Annotated in this window: 21 protein-coding genes; 9 read left to right on the plus strand and 12 right to left on the minus strand. The window is 62.1% G+C overall.

Features of this window, described 5'->3' with window-relative positions; all coding sequences use genetic code 11:
* Positions 1-109: 109 nt before the first annotated feature.
* From Q8O96_RS08795 to arsC, 4 genes are all read right to left on the minus strand, one after another.
* The gene (locus tag Q8O96_RS08795) at positions 110-781 is read right to left on the minus strand and encodes a DNA-3-methyladenine glycosylase I (RefSeq protein WP_305948682.1); all 672 of its coding nucleotides are present in this window, start codon (positions 779-781) and stop codon (positions 110-112) included.
* Between the two features lie 125 nt (positions 782-906).
* Positions 907-1,329 (minus strand): DUF2069 domain-containing protein, encoded by a 423-nt coding sequence (locus tag Q8O96_RS08800; protein WP_102860729.1) that lies wholly within the window; start codon positions 1,327-1,329, stop codon positions 907-909.
* Complete coding sequence (gene wrbA / locus Q8O96_RS08805; protein WP_102860730.1) at positions 1,322-1,927, minus strand: NAD(P)H:quinone oxidoreductase; 606 nt, start codon at positions 1,925-1,927, stop codon at positions 1,322-1,324. The genes Q8O96_RS08800 and wrbA overlap by 8 nt, the downstream gene beginning before the upstream one ends.
* The gene (gene arsC, locus Q8O96_RS08810) at positions 1,924-2,277 is read right to left on the minus strand and encodes an arsenate reductase (glutaredoxin) (RefSeq protein WP_102860731.1); all 354 of its coding nucleotides are present in this window, start codon (positions 2,275-2,277) and stop codon (positions 1,924-1,926) included. Before arsC ends, wrbA begins: the two co-directional genes overlap by 4 nt.
* 139 nt (positions 2,278-2,416) lie before the next feature.
* Between arsC and Q8O96_RS08815 the strand changes: the two genes are divergently transcribed.
* Positions 2,417-2,881, plus strand: coding sequence for a TlpA disulfide reductase family protein (locus tag Q8O96_RS08815; protein WP_115580693.1), 465 nt, complete (start codon positions 2,417-2,419; stop codon positions 2,879-2,881).
* Positions 2,882-2,952: 71 nt separating this feature from the next.
* Here Q8O96_RS08815 and Q8O96_RS08820 read toward each other — a convergent pair whose 3' ends face one another.
* The 4 genes from Q8O96_RS08820 to Q8O96_RS08835 form a co-directional block, all read right to left on the minus strand.
* Complete coding sequence (locus tag Q8O96_RS08820) at positions 2,953-3,357, minus strand: META domain-containing protein (RefSeq protein ID WP_102860733.1); 405 nt, start codon at positions 3,355-3,357, stop codon at positions 2,953-2,955.
* The gene (locus Q8O96_RS08825) at positions 3,354-3,791 is read right to left on the minus strand and encodes a hypothetical protein (protein ID WP_102860734.1); all 438 of its coding nucleotides are present in this window, start codon (positions 3,789-3,791) and stop codon (positions 3,354-3,356) included. Before Q8O96_RS08825 ends, Q8O96_RS08820 begins: the two co-directional genes overlap by 4 nt.
* Before the next feature lie 90 nt (positions 3,792-3,881).
* A complete protein-coding gene (locus tag Q8O96_RS08830) occupies positions 3,882-4,871 on the minus strand; it encodes a 2-hydroxyacid dehydrogenase (protein WP_305948683.1) in 990 nt (329 codons plus the stop codon).
* A 63-nt stretch (positions 4,872-4,934) separates the two neighbouring features.
* Complete coding sequence (locus tag Q8O96_RS08835; RefSeq protein WP_102860736.1) at positions 4,935-7,688, minus strand: response regulator; 2,754 nt, start codon at positions 7,686-7,688, stop codon at positions 4,935-4,937.
* Between the two features lie 218 nt (positions 7,689-7,906).
* On the opposite strand from Q8O96_RS08835, the gene Q8O96_RS08840 reads away from it, so the two are divergent.
* The 7 genes from Q8O96_RS08840 (at position 7,907) to Q8O96_RS08870 (ending at position 16,132) form a co-directional block, all read left to right on the plus strand.
* A complete protein-coding gene (locus tag Q8O96_RS08840) occupies positions 7,907-8,629 on the plus strand; it encodes a response regulator transcription factor (RefSeq protein ID WP_102860737.1) in 723 nt (240 codons plus the stop codon).
* Positions 8,616-9,971, plus strand: a complete 1,356-nt coding sequence (locus Q8O96_RS08845) for a sensor histidine kinase (RefSeq protein ID WP_115580692.1) — start codon at positions 8,616-8,618, stop codon at positions 9,969-9,971. Before Q8O96_RS08840 ends, Q8O96_RS08845 begins: the two co-directional genes overlap by 14 nt.
* A gap of 116 nt (positions 9,972-10,087) precedes the next feature.
* A complete protein-coding gene (cysM, locus tag Q8O96_RS08850; RefSeq protein WP_115580691.1) occupies positions 10,088-10,990 on the plus strand; it encodes a cysteine synthase CysM in 903 nt (300 codons plus the stop codon).
* Positions 10,990-12,342: a 23S rRNA (uracil(1939)-C(5))-methyltransferase RlmD gene (gene rlmD / locus Q8O96_RS08855; protein WP_305948684.1), complete on the plus strand. Its 1,353-nt coding sequence runs from the start codon at positions 10,990-10,992 to the stop codon at positions 12,340-12,342. The genes cysM and rlmD overlap by 1 nt, the downstream gene beginning before the upstream one ends.
* Positions 12,343-12,464: 122 nt before the next feature.
* Entirely contained in the window at positions 12,465-14,708 is a 2,244-nt protein-coding gene (relA, locus tag Q8O96_RS08860) for a GTP diphosphokinase (protein WP_102860741.1), read from the plus strand.
* A gap of 24 nt (positions 14,709-14,732) precedes the next feature.
* On the plus strand, positions 14,733-15,566 hold the full coding sequence (gene mazG, locus Q8O96_RS08865) for a nucleoside triphosphate pyrophosphohydrolase (RefSeq protein ID WP_102860999.1): 834 nt from the start codon (positions 14,733-14,735) through the stop codon (positions 15,564-15,566).
* A 26-nt stretch (positions 15,567-15,592) separates the two neighbouring features.
* Positions 15,593-16,132, plus strand: a complete 540-nt coding sequence (locus tag Q8O96_RS08870; RefSeq protein ID WP_060840548.1) for a DUF2058 domain-containing protein — start codon at positions 15,593-15,595, stop codon at positions 16,130-16,132.
* A gap of 102 nt (positions 16,133-16,234) precedes the next feature.
* On the opposite strand, the gene Q8O96_RS08875 is transcribed toward Q8O96_RS08870, so the two are convergent.
* The 4 genes from Q8O96_RS08875 to purM form a co-directional block, all read right to left on the minus strand.
* Positions 16,235-16,423 (minus strand): hypothetical protein, encoded by a 189-nt coding sequence (locus tag Q8O96_RS08875; protein ID WP_011062706.1) that lies wholly within the window; start codon positions 16,421-16,423, stop codon positions 16,235-16,237.
* A 284-nt stretch (positions 16,424-16,707) separates the two neighbouring features.
* On the minus strand, positions 16,708-17,421 hold the full coding sequence (locus tag Q8O96_RS08880) for a DUF3108 domain-containing protein (RefSeq protein ID WP_102860742.1): 714 nt from the start codon (positions 17,419-17,421) through the stop codon (positions 16,708-16,710).
* An 8-nt stretch (positions 17,422-17,429) separates the two neighbouring features.
* Entirely contained in the window at positions 17,430-18,080 is a 651-nt protein-coding gene (gene purN / locus Q8O96_RS08885) for a phosphoribosylglycinamide formyltransferase (protein WP_102861000.1), read from the minus strand.
* An 11-nt stretch (positions 18,081-18,091) separates the two neighbouring features.
* Positions 18,092-19,150 carry a phosphoribosylformylglycinamidine cyclo-ligase gene (gene purM, locus Q8O96_RS08890; RefSeq protein WP_102860743.1) on the minus strand — a complete coding sequence of 353 codons (1,059 nt, stop codon included), beginning with the start codon at positions 19,148-19,150 and terminating at the stop codon, positions 18,092-18,094.
* A 372-nt stretch (positions 19,151-19,522) separates the two neighbouring features.
* Here purM and Q8O96_RS08895 point away from each other — a divergent pair, with 372 nt between their 5' ends.
* Complete coding sequence (locus Q8O96_RS08895) at positions 19,523-20,572, plus strand: DUF2066 domain-containing protein (RefSeq protein ID WP_102860744.1); 1,050 nt, start codon at positions 19,523-19,525, stop codon at positions 20,570-20,572.
* Positions 20,573-20,583 lie beyond the last annotated feature (11 nt).

The following is a 20,583-nucleotide window of genomic DNA, read 5'->3' on the forward strand; positions in this document are numbered from 1 at the left end:
AAAAACCTAGGTTTAGTTCAGCTTATTGTCAGCTTGAGCTGGAGGAGTTTGAGAGCGGATGTTTCCCTGCCCGTTGTGCCGGGCAGAGAGCCATGTTGGTGACGGGGGATCAGTGATTGACGGTGTAGGCCAGCATCGCCGACAGCTGGCACAGTGGTCGACCACTTTCTTGCTGCCACTGGTTGAATACTTCCTGAACCAGGGCCTGGTCACGCTTGCTGCTGGGCACCTTATCGATGATGTTCTGGGCATTGAGGGCCGCCACGACGTCCCACGTGGGGATGAACGTGTCCTTGCCCACCATGCGCAGGAAACGTGGGGCGGAAAGCCCCCCCATCTGGTTGCCGTGCTTGGCCAGGTATTGCCAGAGCCCAGTGATGTCCTGGACCGGCCAGTCGGCAATGAAGGCGCCGAAACTGCCGTGCTGCTTTTCGACATCAAGGATCATCTGGGCATTGCGCGGCACACTCTTGAGCTTGCCCAGATGGCGAATGATCCGTGTGTCCTGCATCAGTCGCTCCAGATGCTCGGCGCCCATGAGCACCACTTTGTCTGGATCGAAGCCAAAGAACACTTGTTCGAAGGCCGGCCATTTGGCGTCCACCAGGCTGTGTTTCAACCCGGCGCGAAAAACCCGCAACGCCAGGGTCGACAAGTAGCGATCAGCGCTCAATGAACGCAGGTAGTCGTTGTTCGCTGGCGTCGGCAACTGGGTTTCCAGGGCTGCGGCGCAACCGAAGCGATTAAGACAGTATTCGTTCAACCATTTGTAATCGTGCATGCCTGCTCCGGGTTGGTTCGGGAGTATGGGTCAAGAAGTCTGCTGACCAAGGTGGGGGCGCCGAAACGGCGATGCAAGGTCCCCGGGCGATGTCATGCCCGGGGAAACCAGAGGGGAGCGGGGCGTCAGGCCGGGTTGGCACCTTCGCCAGCGAGCCGGCGATTGAGCTGGAAGCGCCAGCGTACGTAGAGCAGTGCCGAGGTGAATACCGCCAGGCTGGCGAACATTTCCAGCAGGCCGAACAGCTGGCGATTCGGGTCGTAGGCCGCCAGAGCCCCCTTGATGAAGTACAGGTTGACCACAAAGCACATCCACGCGTGTCCGCGAGCACTGCCGCTGAGCATGCCCGGTGCCATCAACAGCAGGGGCACCAGTTCGATCAGCAGGATCACCCAGGGCCGGGCGCCGTGGAGGTCGGCTAGCAGCAGGTAGTAAACGCAGAGCAGGCCTATCAGGCCGAAAAAACAGATCAGGCTGAGGATTCGGGCTATCCGGACCCGAGGTTCCAGCCATTCCACCGGGGGCAGGATCTTCGGCTTTTTAGCCACGGCCGTTCTCCAATTGCTGAGCGGTTTTCGCCAGGCGCAGGCCCAAGGCCCGGCACAGGGCGATTTCATGTTCGTCCAGCGGGCTCTTGCCGTCCGCCCCGGCATGATGGCTTGCGCCATAAGGCGTACCACCGCCGCGGGTTTCCAGCAACGCCGACTCGCTGTAGGGCAGGCCGGTGATCAGCATGCCGTGATGCAACAGCGGCAGCATCATCGACAGCAGGGTGGCTTCCTGGCCGCCATGCAGGCTGGCGGTGGAGGTGAAGACACCGGCGGGCTTGCCCACCAGGGCGCCGGTCAGCCAGAGGTTGCTGGTGCCGTCGAGAAAGTACTTCAGCGGGGCTGCCATGTTGCCGAAGCGAGTCGGGCTGCCCAGGGCCAGGCCCGAGCAGTGCTTCAGGTCGTCGAGACTGGCGTACAGCGCGCCGCTTTCGGGAATGCTCGGTGCCACGGCTTCGCACTCTGTGGAAACTCCCGGCACGGTGCGCAGGCGTGCTTCCAGGCCGGCCTGTTCGACGCCCCGGGCGATCTGCCGGGCCATCTCGTTGGTCGAACCGTTGCGGCTGTAGTAGAGGATCAGGATGTACGGCGCGCTCAAGGCAGGATCTCCAGCACATTTTCCGGTGGGCGCCCGATGATGGCCTTGTCGGCGGTTTCGAGAATCGGCCGCTCCATGAGTTTCGGGTGTTGGGCGATAGCAGCGATCAGTTGTTCTTCGCTGAGGCGGGTGTCCGCCAGGTTGAGCTCTTTGTACTCATCCTCGCCGGTGCGCAACAGTTGGCGCGCACTGAGGCCGAGCTTGCCCAGCAGGCGGTGCAACTGGGTGGCGTCCAGTGGGGTTTCCAGGTAGCGGACCACGGTCGGCGCCAGGCCGCGTTGTTCCAGGAGTTCCAGCGCACCGCGGGATTTCGAGCAGCGCGGGTTGTGATAAAGCGTCAGATCGGTCATGTGCGGGTCGCATCTTGCGTAAGGTGGCGGCTATTCTACCCGCGCGACGGACTCTCCTGAACCTTGGGAGTCGATAGGTCGCAGCGATTATCGGTCATCGATCATTTTTCAAGGCACCCTTCAACACAGGAAGCACGGCATGGCAAGGCAATTGGCAGCAGCATTGGCGATATTCACCACCCTATTGCTGGGCGGCTGCGGGAATGACTACGGGGTCGACCAATACGGCCAGAAAGTCGCCGCCGAGCGCCTCGACAAGCAATGGCTGGTGCTCAACTACTGGGCGGAGTGGTGCGGGCCTTGCCGCACAGAAGTGCCGGAATTGAATGCCCTGAACGAGCAGCTCAAAGGGCAGTCGGCCACCGTGCTGGGGGTCAATTTTGACAATGTGCAGGGCGAGGAGCTCAAGAACGCCAGTGAGAAGCTGGGGATCAAGTTCACGGTGCTGGCGCAGAATCCCGAGCAACTCTTCGATTTGCCACGCAGCGAGGCGCTGCCGGTGACCTACATCATTGACGACAAGGGCAAGGTGCGTGAGCAACTGCTGGGCGAGCAGACCGCCGCGGGTGTACTGGCAAAATTGCAGGCCCTGCGCGGTCATTGATGGGGGAATGCCTGCAGCCGCTGATAGCGTCGGCGGTCGCAGGCGTTGGGGTCAACCTGCCCCGGTTCGGATCAGCCTTCTTCCAGCCACCAGCGCAGCGGCTTGCCTTCGGCAGGCCAGAAGCGCACTTGCTCGATCGGCGAAACATCCCAGCGCTCCACGCTTTCCAAGGCCTGGAGGAAGCGCCGTTCCTGCTCCATCAAGGCTGGAGCACAGAGTTTGCGGGTGCTGCCTACCTTGCCGAAACGGAGCTTTTCGCCGTCCAGAGTGTAAGGCGCGAACCAGTGGTTGCATCCGCCATTGCCATAGGCGCGACCGTCTTCACCCAAGGTGATGGTCAGGTGGCTGTAATCGATCAGTGGCCGTTCGCCGATCCACTCCAGGACGTAACTGCGATCCTGCTGCAGCTTCAGCGGCTCGGCGGCGCAGCCCATCAGGCCGGCCCCCAGTGCCGCAGTCAGCGCCAGACGTTTCATTGGCCGGCCTGCTGGCATTTCGGGCAGAGGTGGCGTTCACCCTCACTGGCCCAGCCCAGCTCGGCAATGCGTGCGCTGGCGGCAGGTTTCTGGGCCTTGGTGCCGAGCTTGGCGTCCACTGCGAACTCGAAGTTCAGCTCTGCTGTGCAGCTGTCGCAGTTGACTTGCCATTGATGAATCGCCAGTTCGCCGAATACCGGGCCACGGGCCACGGCGACCCATTGGCCGACCGGATTGATCAGGTGGCGGACGGTGTCCACTGTCAGGCGCATGGACAGGTCCTTGCTGCCCTTGAGTGTGACCAGCAGCACGTCGTCGGTACGGATCGAACCACCGTTGCCGGTGACTTGATAACGACCCGGTACCAGGGCGCGGCATTCGATCAGGGTGTGTTGCGGGTTCATCAGGTTGTAGCGGAAATCGTGTTCGACCATGGGTCCTCCAAATCTGCCGCGTATGCTAGCACGGGCCCCTGCGCCGCAGGTTGCGGGCAGGCGACCTTCGATCAGGCCGTGACCGGGATTTCAGCCTCGGACCTGATTTTGCGGCTGGCCCGCAGCCCAGCTGGCGATGTTGTGCAACGTGGTGTCGGCGATGGCCGCCAGGGCCTCATGGGTCAGGAAGGCCTGGTGCGCGGTGACTATCACATTGGGGAAGGTCAGCAGCCGGGCCAGCACGTCATCCTGCAGGGGCAGGTCGGAACGGTCCTCGAAGAACAGCTGGGCTTCCTCTTCATAGACGTCCAGCCCCAGGTAACCCAGTTGGCCGCTCTTGAGCGCGTCGATCAGCGCCGGTGTATCCACCAGGCCGCCACGCCCGGTATTGATCAGCATGGCCCCGGGCTGCATGTGCGCCAGGCTGTCCTGATTGATCAGGTAGCGACTGTCGTTGGTGAGTGGGCAGTGCAGGCTGATGATCTGCGCCTGGGCCAGTAGCTCCGGCAGGCTCAGGTAGCGGGCCCCCATGGCCTCGACGGCAGGGTTGGGGAAGGGGTCGTAAGCCAGCAATTGGCAGCCGAAGCCGGCCATGATGCGAGCGAAGGTGGCGCCGATCTGCCCGGTGCCGACAATGCCCACGGTCTTGCCCACCAGATCGAAGCCGGTCAGGCCGTGAAGGGTGAAGTCGCCTTCACGGGTGCGATTGTAGGCTCGATGCAGGCGTCGGTTCAGCGCCAGGATCAGGGCCACCGCATGTTCCGCCACGGCATGGGGCGAGTAGGCCGGGACCCGGACCACATCCAGGCCCAGGCGCTTGGCGGCGGGCAGGTCGACATGGTTGTAGCCGGCTGAACGCAGGGCGATCAGCCGGGTACCGCCGGCGGCCAGTTGCTCCAGCACCGGAGCGCTCAGGTCGTCGTTGATAAAGGCACAGACCACTTCATGGCGCTCGGCCAGGGCCGCGGTGTCCAGGCTCAGGCGGGCGGCCTGGAATTGCAGTTCGATACCCGTGGGCAGGCTGGCGCCGAGAAAACTTTCACGGTCGTAGGTCTGGCTGCTGAAAAGAATCGTACGCATGCTTGCATCCTTGGTCGGGACGCCCAGCATGCAGGCCGGGCGCCGGGCAGGTCTTGTCCTGGATCAGGCGTTGATCCGCGCTTCGGCGGCGAGACGGCTGATGGCGTGGTCCAGCTCATCCAGAGCGGCAAAGGCTTTGACGTCTTCCTGCTTGAGCAGGGTTTCGCTGCGCTGGCAGGCGGCGCGCAACTGCGGCACTCCGCAATATCGGGTGGCTCCGTGCAGGCGGTGGACCCGTTCGATCAGGGCGCTGTGGTCGTTGGCTGCACGAGCGGCGTTGATCGCCTCGCGATCGGCCTCCAGTGAGGCCAGCAACATGGCCAGCATGTCCGCCGCCAGATCAGCCTTGCCGGCCGCCAGGCGCAGGCCTTCGTCCTGATCCAGCACTTGCAGCTCCAGGTTCAGTTCCGAGCGTTCATTGGCTCGCTCCGGGCCTTGATTGCGCAAGGCCAGCCCGGTCCATTTCAGTACCACCTGGGCCAGCTGCCGTTCACTGATGGGCTTGGTCAGGTAATCGTCCATGCCGCTTTGCAGCAGGGCGCGTTTTTCGTTGGCCATGGCATGGGCGGTCAGGGCCACGATGGGCAGTGGCGTGCCATGGCGCTCGCTTTCCCATTGGCGGATCGCCTCGGTACTTTGTCGGCCGTCCATGCCCGGCATTTGCACGTCCATCATCACCAGGTCGAAAGGTTCGTTCTGGATCGCGTTCAGGGCTGCGTAACCGTTGTCCACCGCCAGCACCTTGGCGCCCATGTCCTCCAGCAAGGTCTGGATCAGCAGCAGGTTGGCCGGGTTGTCGTCGACACACAGGACCCGTGGCGCACGGCTGGAGAGGCTTTCCTCCGGCTCGCTGCGGGCCCGGCGCGGGGTGACCAGGTCAGACAGGGCGCGACGCAGTTTGCGGGTGCAGGCCGGCTTGGCCTGCAACTGGCTGTGGGGGTTGGGGACCGACAGGTGGAACAGCGTCTGTTCGGTGGTCGGGCACAGCACCAGGACTTTGCAGCCCAGGTGTTCCAGGTCCCAGATGTGCTGGCTCAGGCGTTCGGGAGACATGTCGTTGGTGGTGATGCCGAGCACGGCCAGGTCAATGGCCTGGTCGCTTTGGTGTACGCCGGTAATGCCATTGGTCAGGGCGTCCAGGGTGTTGAACGGGGTCACTTCCAGGCCGCAGTCTTCCAGTTGATGCTGCAGGGCCTGACGGGCCAGTTCGTGATTCTCCAGCACCGCTACGCGTCGCCCCAGCAATGGTGGACCCGGCAGGTCCTCGGCGTCATCGCGGGTTTTCGGCAGGTTCAGGCTGATCCAGAATTCCGAGCCTTCGCCCGGGGTGCTGTCGACTCCGATTTCGCCACCCATCTGTTCGATCAGGCGTTTGGAGATCACCAGCCCCAGCCCGGTGCCGCCGGGTTGCCGCGACAGCGAGTTGTCGGCCTGGCTGAAGGCCTGGAACAGAGCGCGAACATCCTGGTTGGACAGGCCGATGCCGGTGTCTTGAATGCTGATGCGCAGTTGCACGCTGTCTTCGTGTTCTTCTTCCAGCATCGCCCGGGCGACGATGGTGCCTTCGCGGGTGAACTTGATGGCGTTGCTCACCAGATTGGTGAGGATCTGCTTGAGCCGCAGTGGATCGCCCACCAGGGACAAAGGCGTATCCCGATAGACCAGGCTCACCAGTTCCAGCTGCTTGGCGTGGGCTGCCGGCGCGAGGATGGTCAAGGTGTCCTGCAGCAAGTCCCGCAGGTTGAAGGGAATGCTGTCGAGCACCAGCTTGCCGGCTTCGATTTTCGAGAAGTCGAGGATCTCGTTGATGATCCCCAACAGGCTGTCGGCGGATTTTTCGATGGTGCCCAGGTAATCCAGCTGGCGCGGTGTCAGCTCGCTTTTCTGCAGCAGGTGGGTGAAACCGAGAATGCCATTGAGGGGCGTGCGGATCTCATGGCTCATGTTGGCCAGGAACTCCGACTTGATGCGGCTGGCTTCCAGGGCTTCCTTGCGCGCCAGGTCCAGCTCGATGTTCTGGATCTCGATGGTTTCCAGGTTCTGGCGCACGTCTTCGGTGGCCTGATCGATGCTGTGCTGCAGTTCTTCCTGGGCATTCTGCAGGGTGCTGGCCATGCGATTGATGCCCGAGGCCAGCTCATCCAGCTCCTGGCTGCCCAAGGGCGGCAAGCGGGTTTCCAGGTTGCCGTCCTTGAGTTGCGCCACGGCCTGCTTGATCTGGGTCAGCGGGTTGTTGATGGTCCGCCCCATGCGCACTGCCAGCAGGGCAGCACCGGCCAGGCCGGCGGCAATCAACAGCAGACTGGCGAACAGGCTGCGGTAACCGCGCAACAGCATGCCGCTGTGGGACAGCTCCAGTTCCACCCAGCCCAGCAAACGGTCTGATTCATCGGGGATCAGGTCACCGGCCAGATTGCGGTGGCGGCCGAAGACCGGCAGTTGGTAGCGGGTCGCGTCATTCCCACTGCGTTGCATGATGTGGGTGCTGTTATCGCTGGGCGGTGGATTGAGCATGCTGGGGCCGGCGTGGGCCATGAGCGTGCGATCGGGGGCAAGGAATGACACCGCGCGTACGTCCTGCTGTTCCAGGGCTTGGGTGGCGATGCGTTCGAGCATCGGCGAGTTGCGGTTGCCCATCGCCGGCGCCACCAGGGAGGCCAGTTGTTCGGCGATCATTTCGCCGCGCTGCAGCAGTTGGGTCTGCAGGTCGGAGAGCTGCATCCAGGTGAAGTAACCGCCCAGTACCAAAGCCATCAGGCTGGTGGGCAGTAAGGTCAGCAACAGTACGCGGCCTTTGATTCCCAGTTTCTTGAGCACGCAACTCTCCTGCTTCCACGCTGTTTTGAAAGGTCGACGGGCACGTCCGTGATGCGCCACCTGCGCAGTGTAACGATTTGCCAGGGGCTGATCTTGGCAAATTGCAGACCGTTAGCCGACAGCCGGAGGGCGGATAGGGGGCTACGACCAAGGCGCTGGTTGCCGCAAACCGGGCAATCTTGAATAATCGCCCAACTGAGAATGACTTGCAGAAGCTAATGACTCCCGTAGCTGTTGAGCCTCCCCGTATCCTGGCAATTGAAGACGACCCGGTGCTCGGTGCCTATGTGCATGAGCAGCTGGGGCGCTGCGGCTTTGCCGTGACCTGGTGCCAGAACGGCCAGGAAGGTCTGGGGATCGCGCGTCGGCAAGCCTTCGATGTGGTGTTGATGGACATCCTGTTACCGGGCATGGACGGCCTGGAGGTGCTGACCCACTTTCGCCGGAGTCACTCCACGCCGGTGCTGCTGATGTCGGCCCTGGGAGCAGAGGCCGATCGCATCAGTGGATTCCGCCTGGGCGCAGACGACTACTTGCCCAAGCCCTTCAGCATGGCCGAGCTGCGGGTACGCATCGAAGCCATCCTGCGGCGAGTGGCCCTGGACCGGCGGCCGACACCACCGAAACTCAGCAGCAGCGTGCAGAGCCTGCGTTTTGATGACGAGCTGTGTGACGTGTTCTTTGCCGAGCGCCCGGCCGGCCTTACCCGTAGCGAATACCGCCTGCTGGAAACCCTGCACCGCAACGTCGATGAGGTGCTGAGCAAGGCCTTCCTTTATCAGCATGTCCTGCAACGCGGGTATGCGGCCCACGATCGCAGTCTGGACATGCATGTCAGTCAGATACGTCGCAAGCTCAAGGCGCTAGGCTACAGCGAACGTGAAGTGCGTACGGTGTGGGGCAAGGGCTATGTGCTGAGTGCCTTCGATGAGCTGGTCTGATCTGCCGGGCCGGCACTCGCTGTTCTGGAAGCTGGCCTGCCTGCTGGTGGCGTTCTGTCTGTTGATGATCTGGTTGAGCTGGTCCTGGGGGCGCTATGTTGAGCAGAAGAACCTGTACCTCGCCGATGAAGCCCGGGCTACCTTGCGCAGTTACGCGCAGGAAGCGGAACAGGCCTGGAAGACCGGCCAGCATGCCGGCGTGGATGTCTGGATCCAGGCAATGGCAGGCCGTGAGAGCACCTGGGTCGGCGTCATCGGCAGTGATCTGCAAGCGCTGAGCAGCTACCCGCTGACAGCGGCCGAGGCTCAGCGCCTGACGTTCCTGCGGGGGGCGGATTGGCCGGTGAGCCGGCACAGTCGCGGGTTGCCCTGGCTGAAAATTCCGTTCCCCGATGATCCGTCTCTCGGCAGTCTGGTCATCGAGCTGCCGCAGCGTTTCATGCCCGGGCGATACCGGGTGTTCTGGCGCGTGATCACCAACGGCGTGATCCCCGGACTGTTCACGCTGCTGCTGTGCGTGGGCTTGTACCGCTTGTTGGTGGTGCCGCTCAATCAGTTGCGGGAGCAGGCCAATGCCTGGCGTGCGGAGCAGTTGAATGTGCGGCTGTGCACCGAGACCACTCAGCGCAAGGACGAGTTGGGGGAGTTGGGGCGAGCGTTCGATCAGATGTCCGAGCGGCTGCAAAGCACCGTGGCTGTGCAGCAGCAGTTGCTGCGGGACCTGTCCCACGAGTTGCGCACTCCCTTGAGTCGTCTGCGGGTGGCTTGCGACAGCGAGCAGAGCCTGGGGGCATTGCGTGAGCGCTTGTCCCGGGAAGTCGACGCCATGCAGCGCCTGGTGGAGGACAGCCTGCAACTGGCCTGGCTGGACACCGAGCGGGCGCCGCTGCCGGAGGAGCAGATTCAGGTCCAGGCCTTGTGGGAAATGCTCAGCGAGAACGCCTGCTTCGAGAGCGGCTGGTCGCCAGCGCAGTTGCGCTGTGATCTGCCGGCGGATTGCTGGGTGCGCGGGCATCTCAATACCCTGGCCCAGGCTCTGGAAAACATCCTGCGCAATGCCATCCGGCATTCGCCACCCGGGGCTCTGGTCATCCTCGATGGTCGACGTGACGCTGAATATTGGCATCTGTGGCTGGACGACCAAGGGCCGGGGGTAGCGGAAGAGGCGTTGGAGCGCATGTTCGATCCGTTTATCCGTCTGGACGGTTCACGGCCGGGAGATGGAGGTTTCGGCCTCGGCCTGAGCATTGCGCGCAATGCGGTGGAGCGCCAGGGAGGTCGTTTGTGGGCGCAGAACACGGCCCATGGCTTGCGTGTTCACATGCGCTTGCCGGCGGCTTGAGACGGCCCTGTGCCGCCTTATATCAATAAGCCATAAGCCCCGCACTTTGCGTGATATGGCGCTTGGGCGTTTGCCGGTATGATAGGCGCCCCCGCAGTCTGGATTGCGAATACGCCATGACCTTGCAGTACCCAACCATCGCCGATTGCGTCGGCAACACCCCGCTGGTTCGTTTGCAGCGCCTGCCTGGCGCCACCAGCAATACCCTGCTGCTCAAGCTCGAGGGCAATAACCCGGCGGGTTCGGTCAAGGACCGCCCGGCACTGTCGATGATCACCCGCGCCGAGTTGCGTGGGCAGATCCAGGCTGGGGATACCCTGATCGAAGCGACGTCGGGCAACACCGGGATCGCCCTGGCCATGGCTGCCGCGATCAAGGGTTACAAGATGATCCTGATCATGCCCGACAACTCCAGCGCCGAGCGCAAGGCGGCAATGACCGCCTATGGTGCCGAACTGATCCTGGTGAGCCAGGAAGAGGGCATGGAAGGCGCCCGTGACCTGGCCGAGCGGATGCAGGCCGAAGGCCGTGGCAAGGTGCTCGATCAGTTCGCCAACGGCGACAACCCGGAGGCCCACTACACTGGCACCGGTCCCGAAATCTGGCGCCAGACCCAGGGCAGCATCACCCACTTCATCAGCTCGATGGGCACCACCGGCACCATCATGGGCACTTCGCGCTATCTCAAAGAACAGAATCCCCTGGTGCAGATCGTGGGTCTGCAGCCGATGGAAGGCTCGGCGATTCCCGGCATTCGCCGCTGGCCCGAGGAGTACCTGCCGAAGATCTATCAGGCCAGCCGGGTCGATCGCATCGTCGATATGGCCCAGAGCGAAGCTGAAGACGTGACCCGGCGCTTGGCTCGGGAAGAGGGCATCTTCTGCGGCGTGTCTTCCGGTGGTGCGGTGGCGGCGATGCTGCGCCTGTCCCGGGAAGTGGAAAACGCGGTCATGGTCGCGATCATCTGTGACCGTGGCGATCGTTACCTGTCGACCGGCATTTTCGATGCGCCCAACTGATGGCTAAGCACGAGAGAGGCCTGCGCTTCCAGCCTGCGGGCGGTAGCCGGGCCCCACAGATTCCGGTGGGCAAGAAGCAGCGGTTGGCTATCCAGCGTCTGGCCAATGATGGCCGTGGCATTGCCTTTGTCGAAGGGCGTACCTGGTTCGTCAGCGGTGCCCTGGCCGGTGAAGAAGTCGAAGCTCGGGTGTTGGGCAGCCATGGCAAAGTGGTAGAGGCCCGTGCCGAGCGCATCTTCAACGCCAGTGATCTGCGTCGCCCGGCGGCCTGCGCCCACGCCGGGCGCTGCGGCGGTTGCAGTGTCCAGCACCTGCCCCATGCCGAACAGCTTGCCCTGAAACAGCGCATGCTCGCCGAGCAGTTGTCCAAGGTCGCGGGTGTCGAGCCCGAGGCCTGGGCCGCTCCCTTGAGCGGTCCCGAGTTCGGCTATCGGCGTCGCGCCCGGGTGGCGGTGCGCTGGGACGCCAAGGGCAAGCAACTTGAGGTGGGTTTCCGTGCTGCCGGTAGCCAGGACATTGTCGCCATCGACGATTGCCCGGTGCTGGTACAGGCTTTGCAACCTGTCATGAACCGTTTGCCCGCTATGCTGCGACGCTTGAGCAAGCCTCAGGCACTGGGGCATGTGGAGTTGTTCAGTGGTTCGGCGCTAGCGGTGCTGTTGCGCCATATGGCGCCGTTGTCCGAGAGCGACCTGACGATCCTCAAGGACTTCTGCGATTTCCATCAGGCGCAATTGTGGCTGCACGCTGAAGGTGAGCCACAACCCTTTGATCCATCGCAGTCACTGGGTTATCGCCTGGAGACCTGGGATCTGCACCTGGCGTATCGGCCGGGTGACTTCGTCCAGGTCAATGCGGGGGTCAATGAAGCGATGGTGGCCCAGGCTCTGGAGTGGCTCGCGCCGCAAGCTCAGGAGCGGGTGCTGGATTTGTTCTGCGGCCTGGGCAACTTCGCCTTGCCGCTGGCTCGGCAGGTGCGGGAAGTGGTGGCAGTGGAAGGCGTGGCGACCATGGTGGCGCGGGCCGCTGAAAATGCTGCCAGCAACAATTTGCATAACACGCGCTTTTTTCAAGCCGATTTATCCCAACCTCTGAGTGCTGCCGAGTGGGCTGATGAAGGCTTTTCTGCGGTACTCTTGGACCCACCCCGCGACGGTGCTTTCGAGGTGGTCCGCCACTTGGCGAGCCTGGGTGCCAAGCGGTTGGTGTACGTGTCATGCAATCCGGCAACTTTGGCTCGTGACACGGTCGAACTGATCAAGCAGGGCTATAGGTTAAAACGTGCCGGGATCCTCGATATGTTTCCTCAGACGGCGCATGTCGAGGCCATGGCGTTATTCGAAGCGAGCTAGGATGGCTTGTCTAATCCGACTGATCTTTCTGGTGTGGTTCGCTGGCCCTGCGAGCTGTGCCCGAGCGTTGAAGATCAGCGATTTGACGCATTGAATGTGCGTCGTAGGGAAGGTAAAGCAAGATGGTACAGGTGAGAGCGCACCAGCCGATCAACACCGACGGCAGTATCAATCTCGAGGCATGGCTTGATCATACGGTCAGCGTCGACATGGTACTGGACCGTGAAGCCTTGAAAGAGGCCTGCGAGTTCGCTCGTGAGGCCGAGCTACAACACATTGCCGCCAAAGGCCTGAGCTCTGAGGGCGTGTCGAGTTTCAGCACGGGCCTGGAGATCGCCGAGATCCTTGCTGATCTCAAACTGGACCAGGATTCCCTGGTCGCCGCGGTACTGTACCGCGGCGTCCGCGAGGGCCAGATCCAGTTGCCAGCGGTCAGCCAGCGTTTTGGTCCGGTGGTGGCCAAGCTGATCGATGGTGTGCTGCGCATGGCTGCCATCACCGCCAGTCTCAGTCCTCGCCAGTCCCTGGTACTCGGCACTCAGGCGCAGGTTGAGAACCTGCGCAAGATGCTGGTGGCCATGGTCGATGACGTGCGGGTGGCGCTGATCAAGCTGGCGGAGCGGACCTGTGCCATTCGTGCGGTGAAAAGCGCCGACGAAGAGAAGCGCAATCGAGTGGCCCGGGAAGTCTTTGACATCTACGCGCCCCTGGCTCATCGCCTGGGCATCGGCCATATCAAGTGGGAGCTGGAGGACCTGTCCTTCCGGTACCTGGAGCCCGAGCAATACAAGCAGATCGCCAAGCTCCTGCATGAGCGGCGCCTGGATCGCGAACGCTTCATCAGCGACGTGATGAACCAGCTGCAGAACGAACTGAAGGCCACTGGGGTCAACGCCGACATCAGTGGGCGGGCCAAACACATCTACTCCATCTGGCGCAAAATGCAGCGCAAGGGTCTGGAGTTCAGCCAGATCTACGATGTGCGCGCCGTGCGGGTGCTGGTGCCGGAAATGCGCGACTGCTACACCGCACTGGGCATCGTGCATACCTTGTGGCGGCATATCCCCAAGGAATTCGACGACTACATCGCCAACCCCAAGGAAAACGGCTATCGCTCGCTGCACACCGCGGTGATCGGCCCCGAGGGCAAGGTGCTGGAAGTGCAGATCCGCACCCACGCGATGCACGAGGAAGCGGAGCTGGGGGTGTGTGCCCACTGGAAGTACAAGGGCACCGACGTCAAGTCCGGCTCCAACCATTACGAAGAGAAAATCTCCTGGCTGCGTCAGGTGCTGGAATGGCACGAGGAGCTGGGGGACATCGGCGGCCTGGCCGAACAGCTGCGGGTGGATATCGAGCCGGATCGGGTGTACATCTTCACCCCCGACGGCCACGCCATCGACCTGCCCAAGGGCGCCACGCCGCTGGACTTCGCTTATCGGGTGCACACCGAGATCGGCCACAACTGCCGTGGCGCGAAGATCAACGGGCGCATCGTGCCGCTCAACTACAGCCTGCAGACTGGCGAGCAGGTGGAGATCATCACCAGCAAGCACGGCACCCCGAGTCGCGATTGGCTGAACCCGAACCTGGGTTACGTCACCACGTCCCGGGCGCGGGCGAAGATCGTCCACTGGTTCAAGCTGCAGGCTCGCGATCAGAACGTCGCCGCCGGCAAGACCCTGCTGGAACGCGAGCTGAATCGTCTCGACCTGCCTCAGGTGGACTTCGACAAGTTGGCCGACAAGGCCAACATGAAGACTGCCGAGGACATGTTCGCGGCTCTGGGTGCGGGCGATTTGCGCCTGGCGCAACTGGTCAACCTGGCCCAGCAACTGGTGGAGCCCGAGCGCGGCAACGAGCAGTTGGAGCTGATCCCGCGCAAGGCCGCCGGCTACAAGCCGGGCAAGCGTGGCGACATCCAGATCCAGGGGGTGGGCAACCTGATGACCCAGATGGCGGGTTGCTGCCAGCCGCTGCCGGGGGATGCGATCGTCGGTTACATCACCCAGGGCCGTGGCGTGAGCATTCACCGCCAGGACTGTGCCTCGGTGCTGCAACTGGCCGGGCGCGAGCCGGAGCGGATCATCCAGGTCAGCTGGGGGCCGGTGCCGGTGCTCACCTATCCGGTGGACATCATCATTCGCGCCTACGACCGTTCCGGCCTGCTGCGTGACGTGTCCCAGGTGCTGCTCAATGAGCGCATCAACGTATTGGCGGTCAACACTCGTTCGAACAAGGAGGACAACACGGCGTTGATGTCCTTGACCATCGAAATTCCGGGCCTGGATGCATTGGGACGTTTGCTGGGGCGCATCTCCCAGCTGCCGAACATCATCGAGACCCGACGCAATCGAACCCCGTGATGCCCGCATGAAATGGATGAACTGATGTACAGCCTTGAAGACCTGCGCCACCTGATGGCGCGCCTGCGGGACCCGCAATACGGTTGCCCGTGGGACATCAAGCAGAACTACGCCAGTATCGTTCCCCATACCTTGGAGGAGGCCTATGAGGTCGCCGACGCCATCGAGCGCGGCGACTTCGACCACTTGCAGGGTGAGCTGGGCGATCTGCTGTTCCAGGTGGTGTATTACAGCCAGCTGGCCCGGGAGGAGGGGCGCTTCGAATTCGATGGGGTGGTGGACAGCATCACCCGCAAGCTGATTCGCCGGCATCCCCATGTATTCCCTACTGGCGACTTGTACGCGCCGCTGGATATCCCGCGGCTCAATGAGGAGCAGGTCAAGGAGCGCTGGGAGCAGATCAAGGCCGAGGAACGGGCAGAGAAGTCCGACGCTCCGCAGCAGCTGTCCCTGCTCGATGATGTGCCGGTGGCCCTGCCGGCCCTGTCCCGCGCGGCCAAGTTGCAAAAGCGCGCGGCGCAGGTCGGCTTCGACTGGCCGGACGCCTTGCCGGTGGTGGACAAGGTTCGAGAGGAGCTGGACGAGGTGCTGGAGGCCATGGCTGACAACGACCCGGCAGCCATCACTGATGAAATCGGTGACTTGCTGTTTGTCGTGGTCAACCTGGCCAGGCACCTGAAGGTCGACCCGGAAACCGCCTTGCGCGGTGCCAATGCCAAGTTCGATCGGCGCTTTCGATTTATCGAGCAGGCATTGCGCGACACCGGCCGTCCCGTGGAAGATTGCACCCTCGAAGACTTGGACGCCCTGTGGGGTGAAGCCAAGCGTCAGGAAAAGAATTTGCCCAGCTGTGGCTGAGGCCGTTGCCTAAGTGAGTAAGCACCATGAGCCTTTCCCTTCGCGACCAGTTGCTCAAAGCAGGGCTGGTCAACCAAAAGCAGGCCAAGCAGGTCAGCAAAGACAAGCAGAAGCAGCAGCGCCTGGCCCATAAAGGCCAGATCGAACTCGATGACTCCCAGCAGCGCGCAGCCCAGGAAGCCATGGCCGAGAAGGTCAAGCGTGACCAGGAGCTCAATCGTCAGCAGCAGGAGAAGGCCGAGCAGAAGGCCCGTGCAGCGCAGATCAAGCAACTGATCGAAGTCTCGCGTCTGCCCAAACTGAACACCGAGGATTACTACAACTTCGTCGACGACAAGAAGGTCAAGCGTCTGTCGGTGAACACCCTGATGCGCAACAAGCTCAGCAGTGGCTCCCTGGCCATCGTTCACCACGGTGGTGGTTACGAGGTGATTCCGCGGGAGGCGGCGCTGAAGATTCAGGAGCGTGATCCGCGGCGTATCGTACAGCTCAATACTCCCACCGAGGCGCCGGATGAGGATGATCCATACGCGGCCTATCAGATCCCTGATGATCTGATGTGGTAAGCATCCGGTAACGACCAACCCCGCTCATGGCGGGGTTGGTCGTTTATGGGGAGCAGGTAGGAATCCGCGTGGAGATCCCGGTGCTCCTGCGCTGACGTTGAGTCAGGAACTCTGAGGCGCGCGGTTCTGCTCGAGTTTTTCCAGTTCAGCCTTGTAGCTGTGGGCGTCGCTCTCGGAGTGGAACATGCCCACCAGCATGTCTTGTTGATGTACATCCCAGATCCGTACACCCGCGGCTACGCCTTCATGGGACATATGTGAATCGTCGCGTTCAGTTACTTTTACAGTCATCTGCTAGCTCCAATCTCAGTTGATCTGCAGCAAGGCGTGTGCAGGGCTCTTTTATATATTTTGTTAGCTTGCTAAGTAAATTGCCTGGATCTGCAACAGACCTTTGCAGGATCGGCGACAATCCCGCAGGCCGTGAAAGCCGTGACATTTCGCCGCAGTCGGCGAAGTTTCATGACAAAAGTTTCATCTAGGAGGGCTTGCCCCGGCGTCTGGCAGGCGGACATGGAGTGACATTTCAAGCAAAAAAAAGCCCCGCTTTCGCGAGGCTTTGATCGTGCTGCGGCTTAACTGCCTTTGACTGTCTTGCCGTTGACGGTGCCGTTGAGGAGCATGATGTTGTACTCCTTGCCGTCGGTTTCCACCTGTTGCAGGCGTACCAGCAGGTAATCCCAGTCCTTGGCGAACCACATCACGGTGATGCGTTTGCTCTGTGTCGGGTCGCGCACGCGCTCGACCTTGATCGCATCGATCTGGCCGGCCTTGGTGTCGACCTTCTCCGAGCCCAGGACGCGGAAGTCATAGGTGTCGACTTCACCGCCATCGACCACTTGATAGCTCATGGTCTTCTTGCCGGCGGCTACGTCATGCTGCAGGGCCAGCTGGTAGGTGGATTTGTCCACCATGCCGGTATTCAGAGGCAGCTTGACCGCATCGCCGCGGTCGGTGCCGGTGACCATCTTCGCGCTCCAGTCGAAGTCCAGGTCGGCTTTCTTGGCCTTGCCCAGACCACCGCGTTCGAAGTGATAGGACTGGGGCACCAGGGTGTCCTTGTCCAGGGTCAGGGTGCTTTCTTCACTCAGGCTGGCGATCATCATCGATGCCTTGAAGCTGAGTTTCCACGTGCCGTTGGCGGTTTTTTCCAGGCTGCGTTCAGCTGTGCCGCTCATGGGCAACTGCTTCCAGTCGGCGGTATAGCTGGCGGAGAACGGTTGAAGGTCTGCCGCCTGCACAACCGGCAGGGCGAACAGAGCACAAGCGAAGAGCAGGGCGCGACGCATAAAATCTCCTAGGTTCGAATCAAATAGCCGCTGGCGGCCAGTAATTGACCATCCAGTAAAGCACCCTGATCGCCGAGCGTCAGCCGACCTTCGGCAAACCAGCGTACGGCCATGGGGTAAATCCGGTGTTCCTGGACGTGCACTCGCTGCGCCAGGCTTTGCGGCGAGTCGTGCAACTCTACCGGGATCACAGCCTGTACGACCAGAGGCCCGCCATCGAGTTCCTCGGTGACGAAGTGCACACTGCAACCGTGCTCGGTATCTCCGGCCTCCAGCGCCCGCTGATGAGTGTGTAACCCTTTATATTTGGGTAGCAGCGAGGGATGGATATTCAACAGGCGGCCCTGGTAGTGGCGGACGAATCCAGCGCTGAGAATGCGCATGAACCCGGCCAGTACCACCAGTTTTGGTTGGAAGGTATCGATCAGCTCGATCAACCCCTGGTCGAAGGCCTCGCGGCCTTCGAAGGTGGTGTGATCAAGGAAGCGGGTAGCGATACCCGCTTCCTTGGCGCGCTGCAGGCCATAGGCGTCAGCGCGGTTGGAGATCACGGCAGCGATGCGAAACGGACTGTCGTCGGTCCGCGCGTTGTCGATCAGGGCTTGCAGGTTACTGCCGGTGCCGGACAGCAGCACCACAACATCACAGGTCGGCGACATCCGCTCTTGCATCAGTGGGCCTTGAGGTTCTTCAGCTCAACCTGGGCCGCGCCTTCGGCTGCGGTGGCGATTTGGCCAATGACCCAAGGCTGCTCGCCAGCTTCGCGCAGAACGTTCAGGGCGTTTTCGACCTGGTCCTGGGCGACGCAGATGACCATGCCCACGCCACAGTTCAGTACGCGGTGCATTTCGTGTTCGTCGACGTTGCCTTGCTCTTGCAGCCAGTCGAAGACCGCCGGACGTTTCCAGCTCGCCACATCGACCACCGCCTGGGCGCCTTTTGGCAGCACGCGCGGGATGTTGTCCAGCAGGCCGCCGCCGGTAATGTGGGCCATGGCCTTGACCGCGCCGGTGTCCTTGATCAGCTTGAGCAGCGGCTTGACGTAGATGCGGGTCGGGGCCATCAGCAGGTCGGTCAGTGGCTTGCCGTCCAGCTGGATGCTTTCGATGTCGGCACCGGATACTTCGATGATCTTGCGGATCAGCGAGTAGCCGTTGGAGTGCGGGCCGGAAGACGGCAGGGCCAGCAGGGCGTCACCGGCGGCGACTTTCGAGCCGTCGATGATTTCGGCTTTTTCCACCACGCCGACGCAGAAACCGGCCAGGTCGTAGTCTTCGCCCTCGTACATGCCTGGCATTTCAGCGGTTTCGCCGCCCACCAGGGAGCAGCCGGACAGTTCGCAGCCGGCGCCGATGCCGGTCACTACCTGGGCTGCGGTGTCGACGTTGAGCTTGCCGGTGGCGTAGTAGTCGAGGAAGAACAGCGGTTCGGCGCCGCAGACCACCAGATCGTTGACACACATGGCCACCAGGTCGATGCCGATGCTGTCGTGCTTGTTCAGGTTCAGGGCCAGGCGCAGCTTGGTGCCGACGCCGTCAGTACCGGAAACCAGTACAGGCTGCTTGTAGCCGGCCGGGATTTCGCAGAGGGCGCCGAAACCGCCCAGGCCGCCCATGACTTCCGGGCGCGCAGTGCGCTTGGCGACGCTCTTGATGCGTTCGACCAATGCTTCACCGGCGTCGATGTCTACACCGGCGTCTTTGTAGCTCAGGGAGGGTTGCTTGCTCATGATCCAGGCCTTTAGGGGGGATTCAGGGGGTATCGACCGAACCAGAGAGCCTGCTGAAACACTGCAAAAGGGTTTCAGGGTGCCCAGCTGATGCCGGTCTGCGAAGGCGCGCGATTTTATCAGGCTTGAGGGGCAGCGGCCATCCTCGGGCCGACGGGTAGAGGCATATCCGGTTAAAAAAAAACTGCGATTGGCCGTGTTGGTGCCCGTGCCCATGCCTGTATAAGGTATAGCGCTCAAGTGGCTATCGTTATGACAGTGCGAAAACAATCGGGCGACGGGTGAATGTTTTGCCGGGGCTTGTGGTCACAGCCTTGCTCGCAGCGGTTCATGGGTACTGTTTCAATCGTTTTTTGTCGTCGGGAATCTTCCATGCGTCTGGGTAAATTTCTATTTGTGGGCTGTTTGTCATTGGTCAGCTTGGCGAGTCATGCCGAAACCCTCAATGGCTTGTATCAGGTGCGTGAGCCGGTGAGCAGCCAGTCGCCCGAAGAGCGCAACCAGGCCACCCAGCGAGCACTGGAAACCCTGGTGCTGCGTCTCACTGGTGACGCCAAGGCTGCGCAGGGTCCCGGTCTGGCAGCGATCCGCAAGGACCCGCAGCAGATCATCAGTCAGTACGGTTATGACGCCGGGCCGCCGGAAAGCTTGCAGGTGGACTTCGATCCGGTCAGTACCGATCGTGCCCTGCGTCAGGCGGGGTTGCCATTGTGGGGAAGCAATCGGCCGTCGATCCTCGGTTGGTGGCTGAGTGACTCAACCGAAGGCTCGAGCCTGGTCGGGGATGGCCAGGCCAGTGCCGCGCCCCTGCGGCGAGCCGCTCAGCATCGTGGCCTGCCTCTGCGTTTGCCTCTTGGCGACCTGGATGAGCAGATCGTCGCGACGGCGCCGAATCTCGAAGGCGCCGATCCGACTCCGCTGCGTGAAGCTTCCGAGCGCTACGGCGCAGATGCGCTGTTGGCGGTACATGCTCGTGAAGAGGGCGGCCAATGGCAGGCCAAGTGGCGGTTGTGGCTTGGCGATCAGAAAGAGCAAGGCACTGTTCAGGGGGCTGATACCGCCGCCCTGGCAGATGGCGTGTTGCTTGCGGTGAGTCAGCGTCTGGCACCGCGTTTCGTTACCCGTCCCGGTGTTTCCAGTGAGCAGTTGCTGGAAGTGCAGGGCATGACCCTGGAGCACTATGCCGCCTTGGGGCACCTTTTGGAGCCTTTCGGTGCGCAGTTGCAGAGTATCGACGGTGACCGGGTCGTCTATCGGGTCAATGGCAGCGCGGAGCAACTGCGGGCGCAGTTGTCCCTGGCCAAGCTGCAAGAGATCCCGGCTGATGAGGTGCCGGCTCCCCAGGTGTCTGTGCAAGGCGGGCAAGGCACCGCGCCGGTCGCAGCGCCTGCGACACCGGCACAGTTGCGTTTTCGTTGGTAGCAGGTTGATTT

Origin of the sequence: Pseudomonas sp. LPH60 (assembly GCF_030718165.1) — a bacterium.
Classification (GTDB): Bacteria; Pseudomonadota; Gammaproteobacteria; order Pseudomonadales; family Pseudomonadaceae; genus Aquipseudomonas; species Aquipseudomonas danubii.